This is a genomic window from Mesorhizobium sp. M4A.F.Ca.ET.020.02.1.1 (assembly GCF_004022645.1).
GTDB lineage: Bacteria > Pseudomonadota > Alphaproteobacteria > Rhizobiales > Rhizobiaceae > Mesorhizobium.
The window spans coordinates 1-15,009 of record NZ_RZOI01000069.1; the positions used below are offsets into that span (position 1 = coordinate 1).

The following is a 15,009-nucleotide window of genomic DNA, read 5'->3' on the forward strand; positions in this document are numbered from 1 at the left end:
GCCCCTATGAGCGCAATTGCCGCGCGCATTGGGCGACCCACAACGACCCGATGCCGGAGGATTTTTCCTTCCAGCTCTTCCCCGACGATCTCGACCGGCTGGAGCACTACCTTGCCGACGCCGTCGCGCGCGTGCCGATCCTCGGCACCGCCGGCCTCTCCAAGGTGATCAATGGGCCTATCCCCTACGCGCCGGACGGCAATCCGCTGATCGGCCCGATGCCCGGCGTGCCCAATGCCTTCGAGGCCTGTGTCTTCACCTTCGGCATCGCGCAAGGCGGCGGCGCCGGCAAGGTGCTGGCAGAGTGGGTCACCGAAGGCCAGACTGAATGGGACATGTGGTCCTGCGATCCGCGCCGCTTCACCAGCTTTGCCTCGGCACCCGACTATTGCGTCGCCAAGGGCATGGAGATCTACGGCAACGAATACGCCATCCAGTTCCCGCGCCACGCCTGGCCGGAGGGCCGCAACCGCAAGCTGTCGCCGCTGCACGATCGCATCAAGGCGCTCGGCGGCCAGTTCGACGCCTACAATGGCTGGGAACGCGCCACCTGGTACGCTCAGCCCGGCGACGACACGTCGGAGGAATCGACGCTGACCTTCCGCCGCGACGGGCCGTGGCAGCACCGCGTGCGCGAGGAATGCCTGGCAGTGCGCGATGCCGCCGGCATCCTCGACCTGCCCGGCTTCTCGCGCTTCAACCTCGAAGGTCCGGGCGCCGCCGACTGGCTGGCGCTGCAGGTCACCGGCCTGGTGCCGAAGCCCGGCCGCATCGGCCTCGTCTATTTCTCCGACGACAAGGGCCGAATTGTCACCGAAATGTCGGTCGTGCGCCATGGCGAGGACCAGATGACGCTGATCACCGCCGCGGTCGCGCAATGGCACGATTTCGAATGGCTGAAATCGCGCATGCCCAAGAATGCGACCTTCACCTTGACCGACCGCACCGAGGAGTATTCCACCCAGATCCTCGCCGGCCCGAACTCGCGCAAGATTCTGGGCGGGGTCTGCGCCGCCGACCTCACGCTTCCCTGGCTGACGCATCAGGAAACGACGATCGCCGGACGCTGGGCGAAGCTGGTGCGCGTCTCCTTCGCCGGCGAGCTCGGCTGGGAGATCCACACCAGGGTCGCCGACACGGCAACGGTCTTCGATGCCGTCTGGTCCGCCGGACAAAACCACGGGCTGAAGCCGTTCGGCATGTATGCGCTGGATTCGCTCCGGCTCGAAAAAGGCTACCGCGCCTGGAAGGGCGATCTTTCGACCGACTATTCGATCCTGCAGGGCGGACTGGAGCGCTTCGTAAAATGGGACAAGCCCGAGTTCCGCGGCAAGGGGGCACTGCTCAACGAAAAGCAGCAGGGCGTGAAGAAGCGCTTTGTCACTTTGGTCGTTGAGGACCCCGGCGATTGCGACGCGCCCTATATGTCGACGCTCTGGCATGACGGCAGGATCGTCGGCGAGACGACGTCGGGCGGCTGGGGTCATCGCATCGACAAATCGATCGCACTCGGCATGCTGCGCGCCGACCTCGCCGAGCCCGGCACCCCGTTGGAGATCGAGATCTTCGGCGACCGTTTCAAGGCGGTGGTGCAGAAGGACGAGCCGCTCTGGGATCCGAACAATGAAAGACTAAGGGCATGAAGTCCGTAATTCTCACTGATGGCGGCATGGGCCAGGAACTGGTCCGGCGCAGCAAATCCGAGCCGACGCCACTGTGGTCGGCCAGGGTGCTGATCGACGAACCGGATTTGGTGCGCGACCTGCATGCGGAGTTCATCCAGGCGGGCGCCCGCGTCATCACCATCAACACCTATTCCGCGACCCCGGAGCGCCTGGCGCGCGAAGGCGCTGAAGACCTGTTCAAGCAGCTTCAGGCCCGCGGCGTCGAGCTTGCCAAGCAAGCTTGCGAACAAGCCGGCGACGCAGCCGTCGCCGGCTGCCTGTCGCCTCTTTTCGGCAGCTACGCGCCGGCGCTGACCATCTCCTTCCAGGAGACACTCGATACCTACCGCCGCATCGTCGCCGCGCAGGCCGATGGCGTCGATCTCTTCCTGTGCGAGACCATGGCCTCGGCCGACGAGGCGCGCGCCGCCGTCACCGCGGCGAGCGAAAGCGGCAAACCCGTCTGGGTATCCTGGACGCTCGCCGACCATGGCGCGCCGCGCCTGCGCAGCGGGGAGGCGATCGCCGCCGCGTCGGCCGCGCTCGGTGACCTGCCGGTCGCCGCCAGGCTGGTCAATTGCTGCCGGCCGGAAGCCGTCAGCGCCGCATTGCCCGAATTGATCGCGCTTGGGGGGCCGGTCGGCGCCTATGCCAACGGCTTCACCGCGGTCGAGGCGCTGAAGCATGGCGGCACGGTCGACGTGCTGCATGCGCGCCATGATCTCGACCCGGAAGCCTATGCCGGGCAGGCCATCGGCTGGGTCGAGGCCGGCGCCCATATCGTCGGCGGCTGCTGCGAGGTCGGCCCCGCCCATATCGCTGCCCTACGCGGCCGGCTCGAGCAGGCCGGTCACAAAATCTCGGGAGTTCCGTAATGCCCAGACCCTCATCGCGCATTGCCGGCATCGTGCCCTCGGGCAAGGACGGATGGGAGGTGCATTTCTCGGCCTGGACCCGCAAGCAGGCCGGCGAGGACATCATCATGCTTTCGGTCGGCGACCACGACTTCGACACGCCTTCGGAAACCATTGAGGCCTGCGTGACTGCGGTTCGGGCCAGCAACCACCACTACACGCCCCTTCCCGGCCAGCCGCGCCTGCGCAAGGCGATGGCGGCGGCCTCGACCGCCTGCGCCGGCGTCGTGACGGAGCCCGACCAGGTCATCGCCACGCCGGGCGGACAGGCGGCGCTCTATGCCGCCGTGCAGGCCGTGCTCGACCCCGGCGATCACGCCATCGTCGTCGCGCCCTATTACGCCACCTATCCCAATACCTTCAGCGCCGCCGGCGCCGACTTCACCGTTGTCGAGACGCCGGCCGAGGACGGCTTCCAGCCACGCGCCGAGATGATCCGCGCCGCACTGCGGCCCAACACGCGCGCTATTCTGATCAACACGCCGAACAACCCGACCGGCGCGGTCTATTCGCGCGAGCGGCTGGAGGACCTGGCCAAAGTCTGCCGGGAGCATGATCTCTGGCTGCTGTCGGACGAAGTCTACTGGACGCTGGGTGGCGGCGAGCACATCTCGCCGCGTTCCCTGCCCGGCATGGCGGAGCGCACGTTGGTCATCAATTCCATGTCGAAGAGCCACGGCATGACCGGCTGGCGCATGGGCTGGCTGACCGGCCCCAGGGAAATGATCGCGCTGCTCATCAACCTCAACCTGGTGACGACCTACGGCCTGCCGGCCTTCATCTCGATCGCCTGCGCCGAAGCGCTCGAAAACGGCTACGGCGTCAAGGCGATTGCCGAGCGTTACGCCGCGCGGCGCACGCTGTTCCTCGAAGCGATCCGCGGCATGAACGACGTCACCGTGCGCGGCTCCGAGGGCGGCATGTATGTCATGCTCGACATTTCGGCGATCGAGCCTGACGACGAGAAGTTCGCCTGGGCGCTGCTCGACAAGGAACGGGTCGGCGTCATGCCGGGTTCGAGCTTCGGCGAGGCCGCCGCCGGCCACATCCGCGTCAGCCTGTGCCAGCCCGAGCCCATCCTCAAGGAGGCAGCGCTTCGCCTGCGCCGCTTCGCTTCCGCCTACCGCCGCGAGGCCGCATGAGCAAAAGCATTCCCGGCAAAGCCATTCCCAACAAGGCAAGGGCCGTCATCATCGGCGGCGGCGTCTCCGGCTGCTCGGTCGCCTATCACCTGGCCAAGCTGGGGTGGACCGACATCGTGCTGCTCGAACGCAAGCAGCTCACCTGCGGCACGACCTGGCATGCAGCGGGTCTGATCGGCCAGTTGCGCGCCTCGCAGAACATGACGCGGTTGGCGAAATATTCGGCCGACCTCTACGTCAAGCTCGAGGCCGAGACCGATGTCGGCACCGGCATGCGCCAGGTCGGCTCGATCACCGTCGCACTGACCGAGGAGCGCAAGCACGAAATCTACCGGCAGGCGTCTCTCGCCCGGGCGTTCAATGTCGACGTGCGCGAGATTTCGCCCCGCGAAGTCAAGGAGACGTACCCGCATCTCAATGTGTCCGACGTGGTCGGCGCCGTGCACCTGCCGCTCGACGGCCAATGCGATCCGGCCAACATCGCCATGGCGCTAGCCAAGGGCGCGCGCCAGCGCGGCGCTGCCATCGTCGAGAACGTCAAGGTCACCAAGGTCCACACCAAGGACGGCCGCGTCTCCGGCGTGTCCTGGGCACAGGGCGAGGAGCAAGGCACGATCGAGACCGACATCGTCATCAACTGCGCAGGCATGTGGGCACGCGAGCTCGGCCGACAGAACGGCGTCACCATCCCGCTGCACGCCTGCGAGCATTTCTATCTCGTCACTGAGCCGATCCCAGGGCTGACCCGCCTGCCGGTGCTGCGCGTGCCGGACGAGTGCGCCTACTACAAGGAGGACGCAGGCAAGATGATGCTCGGCGCTTTCGAGCCCGTTGCAAAGCCGTGGGGCATGGACGGCATTCGCGAGGATTTCTGCTTCGACCAGCTGCCCGAGGACATGGACCATTTCGAGCCCATCCTCGAAATGGGCGTCAACCGCATGCCGATGCTCGGCACCGCCGGCATCCATACCTTCTTCAACGGCCCGGAAAGTTTCACGCCGGACGACCGCTACTATCTCGGCGAGGCGCCGGAGCTTTCCGGCTACTGGATGGCGACCGGCTACAATTCGATCGGCATCGTGTCTTCCGGCGGCGCCGGCATGGCGCTGGCGCAATGGATCAATGACGGCGAAGCTCCCTTCGATCTCTGGGAGGTCGATATCCGGCGCGCCCAGCCCTTCCAGAAGAACCGCCGCTATCTCAAGGAGCGCGTCTCCGAAACGCTCGGCCTGCTCTATGCCGACCATTTCCCCTATCGCCAGATGGCGACGTCACGGGGCGTGCGCCGCTCGCCCTTGCACGAGCATCTGAAGGCGCGCGGCGCTGTGTTCGGAGAAGTGGCGGGCTGGGAGCGCGCCAACTGGTTCGCCCGCGACGGCCAGGAGCGCGAGTACCGCTATTCGTGGAAACGGCAGAACTGGTTCGACAACCAGCGCGAGGAACATCTCGCGGTCCGCGACGGCGTCGGGCTTTTCGACATGACCTCCTTCGGCAAGATCCGTGTCGAAGGCCGCGACGCCTGCGCCTTGCTGCAAAGGCTCTGCGCCAACGACATGGACGTCGCTCCGGGCAAGATCGTCTACACGCAGATGCTCAACGCCAAGGGCGGCATCGAGAGCGACCTGACGGTGACGCGGCTTTCGGAAACGGCCTATTTCCTCGTCGTGCCCGGCGCCACTCTGCAGCGTGACCTTGCCTGGCTGAGGCGGCATGTCGCCGACGAGTTCGTCGTCATCACCGATGTGACCGCGGCCGAGGCCGTGCTCTGCCTGATGGGTCCAGAGTCGCGAAAGCTGATCCAGAAGTTGAGCCCCAACGATTTTTCCAATGAGGGGAACCCCTTCGGCACCTTCCACGAGATCGAGATCGGCATGGGGCTCGCCCGCGCCCACCGCGTCACCTATGTCGGCGAGCTCGGCTGGGAGCTCTATGTCTCGACCGAGCAGGCGGCGCACGTGTTCGAGGCAATCTCTGACGCCGGCGCGGAGGTCGGCCTGAAGCTTTGCGGTCTGCACACCCTGGATTCCTGCCGCATCGAAAAAGCCTTCCGCCATTTCGGCCACGACATCACCGACGAGGACAACGTGCTGGAGGCTGGCCTCGGCTTCGCGGTGAAGACGAGCAAAGCCGACTTCATCGGCCGCGATGCGGTGCTCAGGAAGAAGGAGGCTGGCCTCGACCGTCGACTGGTGCAGTTCCGTCTCAAGGACCCGCGACCCCTGCTCTTCCACAACGAGGCGATCTTGCGCGACGGCAAGATCGTCGGTCCGATCACCTCCGGCAATTACGGCCACCATCTCGGCGGCGCGATCGGGCTTGGCTATGTGCCGTGCCAGGGCGAGAGCGAGGCGGATGTGCTTGCCTCATCCTACGAGGTCGAGATCGCCGGCGAGCGTTTTGTGGCGGAGGCGTCGCTGAAGCCGATGTATGATCCGAAGGCGGAACGGGTCAGGATGTAGCACGCCTTTCCCTTCTCCCCGTTCTACGGGGAGAAGGACGCTAATCGTCAAAACCTTTCCAGCTTCGCCCTCACCTTTGCCAGGAACGCCGCCCGGCTCCTCGGCGTCGAGGAATCCATCAGATAGTGCGCCAGGAAGAATGTCCTGCAGCGCGTGGCGCAGAGCGCGCGCATGCCGCGCAGGATGGTCTTGCGGCCCGGCTGGCCGACGACGACGCTCCACCAGGTCGGCGCGCCGCAGGTGGTGATCACGCCGACCTTCGTGACGTGTCGCATCAGCGACTTGATCCGCCCCTTGCCATTGGGCAGCTGGAACGCAACATCCGTCGCCCACACACGGTCGAGCCAGCCCTTCAACATCGCCGGCAACCCATACCACCAGGTCGGATAGACGAAGAGGATCGCCTCCGCCCACATGAGATGATCGAAATGCGGCTTCAGCGCCGGGTCCTGCGGCGCGCGCTCGTTGTAGAAACGCCGCTCCTCGCAACTCATCACCGGATTGAAGTTCTCGGCATAGAGATCGAGCAGCCGCACCTCCCAACCGCGTCGCGTGAGCACCTCGACGGCGCTGTCGCGGATCGAAGCGCAAAAGCTCTCCGGCACCGGATGGCAATAGACCACCAGCACGCGCATCAGAATTGATCCATGCTCGCCGCGACTTTCGCCGTGAAGGCAGCCCGCGACGCGTCGGTCGAGAGGTTCATCGAGTAATGCGCGAGGTAGGAGACGGGAGCGCCGGGCTTGATGGTGGCCCGCAGCATGCGCTTGACCACCTTGCGCGGTGGATCGCCCATCAGCATGGCTCGAAAACGGCTGCCGCCATAGGTGGTGACGGCCGCCAGCTTGCGGATGTTGTGCAGCGTTGGCCGCACCTTGCCGTCGACCAGCTTGAACGAGACGCCAGGCAGGAAGACACGGTCGAAAAAGCCTTTCAGGATCGCCGGATAACCGTAGTTCCAGACCGGAAAGGAGAGCACCAGTGCTTCCGCTTTTTGCAGCCTTTCGACATAGCCGGCCACGGCATCGCCCGGTCCGCGCTGGTCGTGGTAGCCGAGCCGCTCGGCCCGTGTGAGCCTGGGGTCGAAATCCTCGGCATAAAGGTCGCAATCGTCGATCGTGTGTCCTGCCGCGCCCAGCCGCTCGACGATCGTCCGGTGCAGGCCGGCATTGAAGCTGGTCTCCACCGGATGAGCGTAGAGGACGAGGATGTTCACGGGAGGAATTTCCCTAGGTCAGCGCCAGGCACCCCCCTCTGCCCTGCCGGCCATCTCCCCCTCAAGGGGGGAGATTGGCAGCTTTTCCGCCACGCCTGTCCTTGCAACGTTGGAGATTGGCGAAAGCGGCGGAGCGAATAATCTCCCCCCTTGAGGGGGAGATGGCCGGCAAGCCAGAGGGGGGTGCAGCGCCAAACGCCCGTCATCGTCTCACCCCGCCTTTTGCAGCCCCTTGAACAGGAACGACTTGCTCGAGCGGTAATCATAGTCCGGATTTTCCCAGGCGATCATCTTGCCGGGGTTGAGCAGGCCTTGCGGGTCGGTCTCGCGCTTGAAGGCGAGTTGGACATCGTCAGTCCGCTTCATGCCGCCCTCCTCCAGCGTGTAGCGGTGCGGATTGAAGATCCAGCAGCCATTGTCCTCATGGATGCGGATGATCTCGTCCAGCCGCTCTTCCGTGGTGTAGCGCACCAGTGGCAGTCCGGCGGCGCCGATCGCGCCGTCGAAGCGGATGAATTCGAGATGCGCCGGCACCTCGTCGCCGAAGCGGTCGACCATCGCCTTGACGTGGGCGAGATGATCCGGCGATGGATAGCGGGCCTGCAGATAGGTGATCGTCGGATCGACCCGGATGGCGCGCAGCGTCGTGTGGTTCCATGTCAGCTCGTAGGCCGGCGGCAGCCCCTTGAGATCGGCCTCCTGGTCGGCCCGGAAGACGATCTCGCCCTTGCCGCTCTTCACGAAGGCGACAAAGGCATCGATCGCATGCGGCGCGATCATGCACACCACGATGCTCTGCTCGCGTCGGAAGAATTTCTGGTGCCGCTTGAAATAGTCGTAGGGGATCGGCGCGGCGATCGGCGTGATCAGCTTCGCCAATATGCCGTCCTGGATGGCGAGGTCGTTGCCGAAGCCGGCCGCGTCCATGAAATCGTCAAAGCCGACGATGACGTCGATCCAGTCATAGGAGGCCGTCAGCGGCATCTCGACCTCGGTGATGATGCCGTTGGTGCCGTAGGCGTGCATGACCTTGAGCACCTCCTCGCCGGTCAGTTCCATGACGCGCGGTTCGGCCTCCATCGTCACGGTCCTGAGCCGGATGACGTTGCCGAGGTCGCGCAAGCCGCCCCAGCGGATTGATCCGACGCCGCCCGAACCGCCGGCGACAAAGCCGCCGATCGACGCCGTATTGTAGGTCGACGGCGACATGCGCAGCTCTTGGGCCGAATGGGCGCGCGTTGCTTTGTCGATCTCGGCCAGCACCGCACCCGGTCCAGTCACGACACGGCCCGGCGCGATCGCCTGGACGGCGTTCATCTCGGCGAGGTTGAGCACCACGCCGCCCGACAGCGGCATCGCCTGCCCGTAATTGCCGGTGCCGCTGCCGCGCGGCGTCACCGGAACGCCATGCCGATGGCAGGCTGCGAGCAGGCGGATCACCTCATCCTCGGTCTTCGGCGTGACGATCAGGTCGCCGGTGACATGATCGAGCTGCTGCTTCAGCACCGGGCTGTACCAGTAGAAATCGCGGCTCTTCTGCTGGACGATCGCCGGATGGTCGTCGATCTTCAATCCATCGAGGTCGCGCTTCAGCGCCGCAATATCCATCGTCACACCATCAGTTCGTCAAGTTCGGCATAGTCGGGCAGCCGGCGCTCGATCGTCCTGCCGTCGCGCACCACGATGCGATCCGATTCGGGCCGCGACAGCAATTCGGTCCAGCTCCGCCCCTTGAAGATGATGAAATCCGCGCTGTCGCCGGCAGCGAGCGTGCCGAAACCGTCGAGCCGCATCACCTTCGCCGGCGTCGCTGCCACTGCTTGCGGCCAGTCGCCAACCGGATGGTCGAAATGCAGGATGCGCGTCGCCATGCGGTAGACTTCGAGCATATCGAGATCGCCATAGGCGTAGAAGGGATCGCGCGTGTTATCGGAGGCGACCGCTACCGGGATGCCCCGCGCCCTCATCTCGTGCAGCAGTGTCACACCGCGCCAGCGTGGCGTGGTGTTATCGCCGCGCCTATCCTGCAGATAGAGGTTGCACATAGGCAGCGACACCACGGCCAGTCCGGCCTTCGCCACCTTGTCCAGCGTATCGAGCACTGCGAGGTCGGGCTGGCGCGCCAGTGAGCAGCAATGGCCGACGAGGATGTTGCCCTCAAAACCGTTCCACAGCGAAGCTTCGGCGATCTTCTTCAGCGACATGGCGGCGACGTCGTCGGTTTCGTCGGCATGGAAATCGAGGTCGAGCCCGTGCCTGATCGCCTGCCCGAACACCCGGTCGAGGAGCTCTTCCAGATCGGGCACCATATAGGTGACGACGCCGAGCACACCCTTGGCTGCGGCGACGCGCTTGGCCAGCCGTTCGAACCAGGCCTTGTCGCGCACGCCTTCGATGCCGAGCAGGCAGGCGGCCTGCAGTTCGATACGCCCGCGCCATTTCTCCCGCATCGTCTCGAACACTGGCCAGGAAATCTCTTCCTGCGGCGCGACGCTGTCGAGATGCGTGCGTAGGGCCCTGGTGCCATGCGCGTAAGCGCTGCGCAGCGAGAAATCCATGCGCCGGGCGACGTCCTCGGCGCTCCAGCGCGCGGCGCGGTCGGTGCCCGTGGCATTGAGAGCGCCCATGAAAGTCCCGTCGGGATTGGGTTTGCGCGGCCAGATATGGCCCTTGTCGATATGGGTGTGGCAGTCGACGAAGCACGGCAGCACAATGCGGCCGCCAAGGTCTATGGCATCCGCCGGCGCTTTCGATTTGCCGCGTGCCGCAATGCTGGAAATCCTGCCATCGGTCACAGCGATGTCGGCGATCGCGAAGCCGTCGCTGTCGAAGATTGCGGCGAGGCCCGGCGTCAGTGATTGGTGAACGCGGACATTGGCGAGATGGTAAGAACCAGAGGCCGGTATCAAGGCTTACCCCCCCTCTGCCCTGCCGGGCATCTCCCCCTCAAGGGGGGAGATTGGCAACTTCGCCGACAGCGCTCGTCCTGCAATGTCGGTGATTGGCGAAACCCGAAATGAAGGCTGATCTCCCCCCTTGAGGGGGAGATGTCCGGCAGGACAGAGGGGGGTGCTTGGCGCCAACATCACAATCACGTCGCCCACCCTATCGCTCCTGCTTCAGCGCGCTCTCGTGCCAGCGGCGCAGGATCAGATGCGACACCAGCGACAGCACCAGGAAGATCAGGATGCCGGTCAGCGAGATCAGGAACAGCGCCGCGAACAGGCGCGGCGCGTTGAGCCGGTAGCCGGCCTCGATGATGCGCGAGGCGAGCCCCGACGACTGCCCCTGCGCCCCGGCGACAAATTCGGCAACCACCGCGCCGATCAGCGACAGGCCACCGGCGATCTTCAGACCGCCGAGGAAATAGGGCATCGCCGCCGGCAGGCGCAGATAACGCAATTGCTGCCAGCGGGTCGCGCCGTTGAGCTTGAACAGGTCGCGCAGGTTGCGGTCGACGGAGTTCAGCCCAAGCGTGGTATTGGAGAGGATCGGGAAGAAGGCGACGATCCAGGCGCACAGCAGCAGTTTGGTCGTCTGGTTGTTGATGTAGATGTTGATCAGCGGGAAGATGGCGACGATCGGCGTCACCTGCAAAACGATGGCGAACGGGAAGAACGACATCTCCACCCATTTCGACTGCGCGAACAGCACCGCCAGCCCGACGCCGCCGATAACGGCGAGAAGCAGGCTGAGGAAGGTGATCCTCAGCGTCACCAGGAGCGAGGAGAACAGCAGCCCGGCATCGTCACGCAGCGTCTGCAGCACCACGCCCGGGCGCGGCAGGATGTATTGCGGGATCTCGTTCCAGACGCAGATGCGGTCCCACAGCCAGATCGCCAGCACCATGATCGCCAGCGGCAGCACCCATCTGCCGATCCGTTCCAGGCGCGCCTGGCGGACGCGGCGCGCCTCTTCGGGATCGAGCTTTAGGGCTGTGTCTTCAATGGCCGTCATGGTGCGGTCCAGCGGTTGAGTTGATGGCGCTGACCAGCACGTCGGACGCCTGGCGGCAGAGCGCGGCATAGTCGGGCGAGGTGCGGAACGCCTCGTCGCGCGGATAGGGCGCGTCGACTGCAAGCTCTCCGTAAACGCGGCCCGGCCGCGCCGCCATCACCACCACGCGGCTGGACAGAAACACGCTCTCGAAGACGCTGTGGGTGACGAAGACGACGGTGAAACGCTCGTCCTGCCACAGTTCCAGAAGGTCGTTGTTGAGCTTGAAGCGGGTGATCTCGTCGAGCGCCGCGAACGGTTCGTCCATCAAAAGGATGCGCGGTTTGGTCACCATGGCCCGCGCGATCGAGACACGCATCTTCATGCCGCCGGAGAGCTCGCGCGGCACGGCATTTTCGAAGCCGTTGAGATGCACGCGCGCCAGCATTGCCATCACCGCAGGTGCCGCCTTGGCGCGCGACACGCCCTTCAGCCTGAGCGGCAGCCAGACATTGTCGAAGACGCTCGCCCAGGGCAGCAGCGTCGGCTCCTGGAAGACAAATCCGATGTTCGACCGGTCGATATTGCCGCGCCAGTCGAGCAGCCCCGAGGTCGGCGTCGACAGGCCGGCAATAAGCCGCAGAGCCGTCGACTTGCCGCAGCCCGACGGTCCGAGCAGGCTGAGGAAGTCGCCTTCCCGGATTGTCAGGTCAACGTCGCTCAGCGCCGTCACACCGTTGGAAAAGGCCTTGCCGACATTGCGCAGCGCCAAGAGCATCGGGCCTTCGCCCGATGCCGTTGCCGGCGCCTGCGCCACTTTTTCCAGCTTCACGGTTACTTCTTCAGGTCCAGCCCGACGCCCTTGTTGATGAAGGCCAGCGTATAGGCCTTCTTGATGTCGATGCCCGGCTGCGCCACCTTGGCCTTGACCATCTTGTCGTAGAAGCTCTGGATACGCGCTTCCGTCATGGCGCCGATGCCGAGCTTTTCGGTATCGCCGGAATCGACCACGCCGAACTTCTTCAGCTGCTCGATCGAGAAGGCGATCTGCTCATCCGTCATATCCGGATTGTCCTTCTTGATCAGGTCGTTGGCGGCCTTGTTGTCGCCGTAGAGATAGTTGTACCAGCCCTTGGCCGAGCCATCGACGAAGCACTGCACCACCTCGGGCCGCTTGTCGATCGTGTCCTGCATGACCTCGACGGTGGTCGCGTAGGTATTCCAGCCATAGTCGGCGAGCAGGAACTGGTTCGGCACGAAGCCGCCCGCCTTCTGCACCGCGAACGGTTCCGAGGTGACGTAGCCCTGCTGGATCGACTTCTTGTTGGCGATGAACGGCGCCGGGTTGAACGTGTAGGGCACGCGCTTGGCGGCATCGAAGCCGAGCTCGGTCACCATCCACTGGAAGAAGGTCTGCGCACCCTCGTCGCCGAGGATGTACTGGTCGGCGTTCTTCAGGTCCTCCCATTTGTCCAGCCCCTGCCCCGGCTGGGACATGATCACCTGCGGGTCCTTCTGGAAGTCGGCGGCGACAACGCGCATCGGAATGCCCTGCTGCACGGCGTCGAAGGCCGACAGAAGGTTGCCGCCCATGTAGAAATCGATCTTGCCGGCCAGCAGCATCGGCCGGCCGCTGACCTGCGGGCCGCCCTGCATGATGGTGACGTCGAGGCCGCACGCGGCATAGGTGCCGTCGGCGACCGCCTGGTAGTAGCCGCCATGCTCCGGCTCGGCCAGCCAATTGGTGCCGAAGGTGACTTTCTCGTTGGCGGCCGCGCCCAGCGTGCCCGCCGCAAGCAGGACGACAGCGCCCGCCAAAATCTTCCGTTTTCCGACCATGAACATCACCCTCAATTTGCTCCGACGCGCTGCGCGCCGGGCTCAACACCATTGGTTCAAGAAGCAAGACACATGCCACCGCCTGGGCCGCCTGCTTGCGCGACAGTCGCTGCGAGGAGCGAACGGGTCATGCTGTACGAAGGGCATCGTGCCTATTTTTTGGACGCCTGTCCATAATCGCAAGGACGATGGGCACAGCCATCTTGAAGGCGTCTTTGATCGTGCCTTACCTAAAGCCCGTCGCGCCTGAACGGCACTAATGCGACGCGCTTTAGGTTGTTGTTTCATGCATGTCGTTATCCCAAAACCGCTGCACACTTTTGGGCGACATGCATTAGGCTGAGACAGGAGATTGCCATGTTCCGATTCCTCGCGCCGAAGTCGATCAAGCCGCCCTTTGCCCGCTACAGCCACGGTGTCGAAGTGCCTCCCGGCAAGCGTCTGGTGCTGTGTTCAGGCCAGGTCGCCATGACCGCCGACGACCAGATTCCGGATGACGCCGGGGCGCAGGCGGAACTCTGCTTCGCAAACGTAGCGGCGATTCTCGGCGAGGCAGGGCTTGGCCTTGCCGACATCGTGCGCATCAACACCTATGTCACCGACCGTGCCTTCCTCAGGCCCTATATGGAGGTGCGCGATCGGCTGTTCGCCAGCCCGGCGCCGGCCTCGACATTGATGATCGTCTCCGGTTTCGCCCGGCCGGAATTCAAGGTCGAGGTCGAGGTGATCGCCGCCGGATGATCGACAGGCGATGCCAGCCGCGCTAGGTCTGGCGCGATGATTTGAAGAGGCACGACATGACCGTTGCGAACAGACGCGTGTGGTGGGGCGACTACCGGACCACCGAATACGCCACGATCGATCCGGAAGCCACGATCGCCGTGCTGCCGGTGGCGGCGATCGAGCAGCACGGACCGCATCTGCCGGTGTCGACCGACACCTCGATCATGAATGGCATGCTGGACACCGTGATCGCCCGCCTGCCCGCCGATCTCGACATCCGTATCCTGCCCGTCCAGGCGGTGGGCAAATCCAATGAACATCTGCACGCGCCGGGCACCCTCACGCTGCCGGCGACGACGCTGGTCGATGCCTGGACCGAGCTCGGCCTGTCCATCGCCAGGGCCGGGGTGAGAAAGCTGATCGTCGTCAACTCGCATGGCGGCAATGAGGAGATCATGGGCATCATCACGCGCGAACTGCGCGTGCGGACCAAAATGCTGGCGGTGAAGACGAGCTGGCAGCGTTTCGGCCGTCCGGCCGGCATGTATACCGAGCTTGAGGACCGCCAGGGCATCCATGGCGGCGACGTCGAGACCTCGCTGATGCTGCATTTCCGGCCCGACCTCGTCGACATGGGCAAGGCCGACAACTTCGTTTCCAATGTCGGCCGCGCCGAGAAGGAATTCGCCCTGCTGCGTCACACCGGCACGCACGCCTTCGCCTGGATCGCCAGCGACCTCAACCCGAACGGTGTGGTTGGCGACGCCTCGATCGCCACGCCCGACAAGGGCCGGCTGACCGCCGAGCATCAGGCCGACGGGTTCATCAGCCTGGTCAGGGATGTGCGCAAGGCGAAGCTCGCAGACTGGCTGCCGTAACTCGAAGGATTCAGGCTTCGATCTTCAACTCGAAAGGTATGCCCTCGAAAGCGTCGGCGCCGCGCCCGATCGCTTCGATGGCGGCGATCATGCGGCCATCGCGGCCAAGCAAGGCATCGGCGACGGCGATCAACCGCGGATTGGGGGTCGCCGAGGGGGAGAGCGCGCGCAGCGTCTGCGCCAGCTCGACCTCGTCGCGCTTCGGCGCCAGCGCCGCGGCAATGATATAGGCCGAGGC

Annotated in this window: 13 protein-coding genes and 1 pseudogene; 6 read left to right on the forward strand and 8 right to left on the reverse strand. The window is 64.8% G+C overall.

Annotation, left to right across the window (positions count from 1 at the left end; translation table 11 throughout):
* The 4 genes from EN742_RS07530 to EN742_RS07545 form a co-directional block, all read left to right on the forward strand.
* On the forward strand, positions 1-1,643 hold a 1,643-nt coding region (locus EN742_RS07530; protein ID WP_148670047.1), incomplete at its 5' end, for an FAD-dependent oxidoreductase.
* Positions 1,640-2,539, forward strand: a complete 900-nt coding sequence (locus tag EN742_RS07535; RefSeq protein WP_126054067.1) for a homocysteine S-methyltransferase family protein — start codon at positions 1,640-1,642, stop codon at positions 2,537-2,539. The genes EN742_RS07530 and EN742_RS07535, both read left to right, overlap by 4 nt.
* Complete coding sequence (locus EN742_RS07540; RefSeq protein WP_126054066.1) at positions 2,539-3,720, forward strand: pyridoxal phosphate-dependent aminotransferase; 1,182 nt, start codon at positions 2,539-2,541, stop codon at positions 3,718-3,720. Before EN742_RS07535 ends, EN742_RS07540 begins: the two co-directional genes overlap by 1 nt.
* A complete protein-coding gene (locus EN742_RS07545; protein WP_189347610.1) occupies positions 3,717-6,179 on the forward strand; it encodes an FAD-dependent oxidoreductase in 2,463 nt (820 codons plus the stop codon). Before EN742_RS07540 ends, EN742_RS07545 begins: the two co-directional genes overlap by 4 nt.
* Positions 6,180-6,226: 47 nt before the next feature.
* Here EN742_RS07545 and EN742_RS07550 read toward each other — a convergent pair whose 3' ends face one another.
* The 7 genes from EN742_RS07550 to EN742_RS07585 form a co-directional block, all read right to left on the reverse strand.
* Positions 6,227-6,814 (reverse strand): NAD(P)H-dependent oxidoreductase, encoded by a 588-nt coding sequence (locus tag EN742_RS07550; RefSeq protein WP_126054065.1) that lies wholly within the window; start codon positions 6,812-6,814, stop codon positions 6,227-6,229.
* A complete protein-coding gene (locus tag EN742_RS07555; protein ID WP_126054064.1) occupies positions 6,814-7,395 on the reverse strand; it encodes an NAD(P)H-dependent oxidoreductase in 582 nt (193 codons plus the stop codon). Before EN742_RS07555 ends, EN742_RS07550 begins: the two co-directional genes overlap by 1 nt.
* Before the next feature lie 210 nt (positions 7,396-7,605).
* Positions 7,606-9,003 (reverse strand): FAD-binding oxidoreductase, encoded by a 1,398-nt coding sequence (locus EN742_RS07565; protein ID WP_126059047.1) that lies wholly within the window; start codon positions 9,001-9,003, stop codon positions 7,606-7,608.
* A 2-nt stretch (positions 9,004-9,005) separates the two neighbouring features.
* Positions 9,006-10,304 carry a cytosine deaminase gene (locus EN742_RS07570; protein ID WP_126054063.1) on the reverse strand — a complete coding sequence of 433 codons (1,299 nt, stop codon included), beginning with the start codon at positions 10,302-10,304 and terminating at the stop codon, positions 9,006-9,008.
* Between the two features lie 196 nt (positions 10,305-10,500).
* Positions 10,501-11,352, reverse strand: coding sequence for an ABC transporter permease (locus EN742_RS07575; protein WP_126054062.1), 852 nt, complete (start codon positions 11,350-11,352; stop codon positions 10,501-10,503).
* Positions 11,339-12,163, reverse strand: coding sequence for an ABC transporter ATP-binding protein (locus EN742_RS07580; protein WP_126054061.1), 825 nt, complete (start codon positions 12,161-12,163; stop codon positions 11,339-11,341). Before EN742_RS07580 ends, EN742_RS07575 begins: the two co-directional genes overlap by 14 nt.
* Before the next feature lie 2 nt (positions 12,164-12,165).
* Positions 12,166-13,170: an ABC transporter substrate-binding protein gene (locus tag EN742_RS07585; RefSeq protein ID WP_126054060.1), complete on the reverse strand. Its 1,005-nt coding sequence runs from the start codon at positions 13,168-13,170 to the stop codon at positions 12,166-12,168.
* Positions 13,171-13,527: 357 nt separating this feature from the next.
* On the opposite strand from EN742_RS07585, the gene EN742_RS07590 reads away from it, so the two are divergent.
* Both EN742_RS07590 and EN742_RS07595 read left to right on the forward strand, forming a co-directional pair.
* A complete protein-coding gene (locus EN742_RS07590) occupies positions 13,528-13,911 on the forward strand; it encodes a RidA family protein (protein ID WP_126054059.1) in 384 nt (127 codons plus the stop codon).
* Positions 13,912-13,967: 56 nt separating this feature from the next.
* Positions 13,968-14,771, forward strand: a complete 804-nt coding sequence (locus EN742_RS07595) for a creatininase family protein (RefSeq protein WP_126054058.1) — start codon at positions 13,968-13,970, stop codon at positions 14,769-14,771.
* Positions 14,772-14,781: 10 nt separating this feature from the next.
* Here the strand turns inward: EN742_RS07595 and EN742_RS07600 are convergent.
* Positions 14,782-15,009, reverse strand: a pseudogene (locus EN742_RS07600) (protein tyrosine phosphatase); the annotation flags it as partial.

Excerpts from the sequence above, each read along its gene's own strand:
- EN742_RS07535 (WP_126054067.1), top strand. The coding sequence starts at position 1,640 with ATGAAGTCCGTAATTCTCACTGATGGCGGCATGGGCCAGGAACTGGTC.
- EN742_RS07540 (WP_126054066.1), top strand. The coding sequence starts at position 2,539 with ATGCCCAGACCCTCATCGCGCATTGCCGGCATCGTGCCCTCGGGCAAG.
- EN742_RS07545 (WP_189347610.1), top strand. The coding sequence starts at position 3,717 with ATGAGCAAAAGCATTCCCGGCAAAGCCATTCCCAACAAGGCAAGGGCC.
- EN742_RS07550 (WP_126054065.1), bottom strand. The coding sequence starts at position 6,814 with ATGCGCGTGCTGGTGGTCTATTGCCATCCGGTGCCGGAGAGCTTTTGC.
- EN742_RS07565 (WP_126059047.1), bottom strand. The coding sequence starts at position 9,003 with ATGGATATTGCGGCGCTGAAGCGCGACCTCGATGGATTGAAGATCGAC.
- EN742_RS07575 (WP_126054062.1), bottom strand. The coding sequence starts at position 11,352 with ATGACGGCCATTGAAGACACAGCCCTAAAGCTCGATCCCGAAGAGGCG.
- EN742_RS07585 (WP_126054060.1), bottom strand. The coding sequence starts at position 13,170 with ATGGTCGGAAAACGGAAGATTTTGGCGGGCGCTGTCGTCCTGCTTGCG.
- EN742_RS07590 (WP_126054059.1), top strand. The coding sequence starts at position 13,528 with ATGTTCCGATTCCTCGCGCCGAAGTCGATCAAGCCGCCCTTTGCCCGC.
- EN742_RS07595 (WP_126054058.1), top strand. The coding sequence starts at position 13,968 with ATGACCGTTGCGAACAGACGCGTGTGGTGGGGCGACTACCGGACCACC.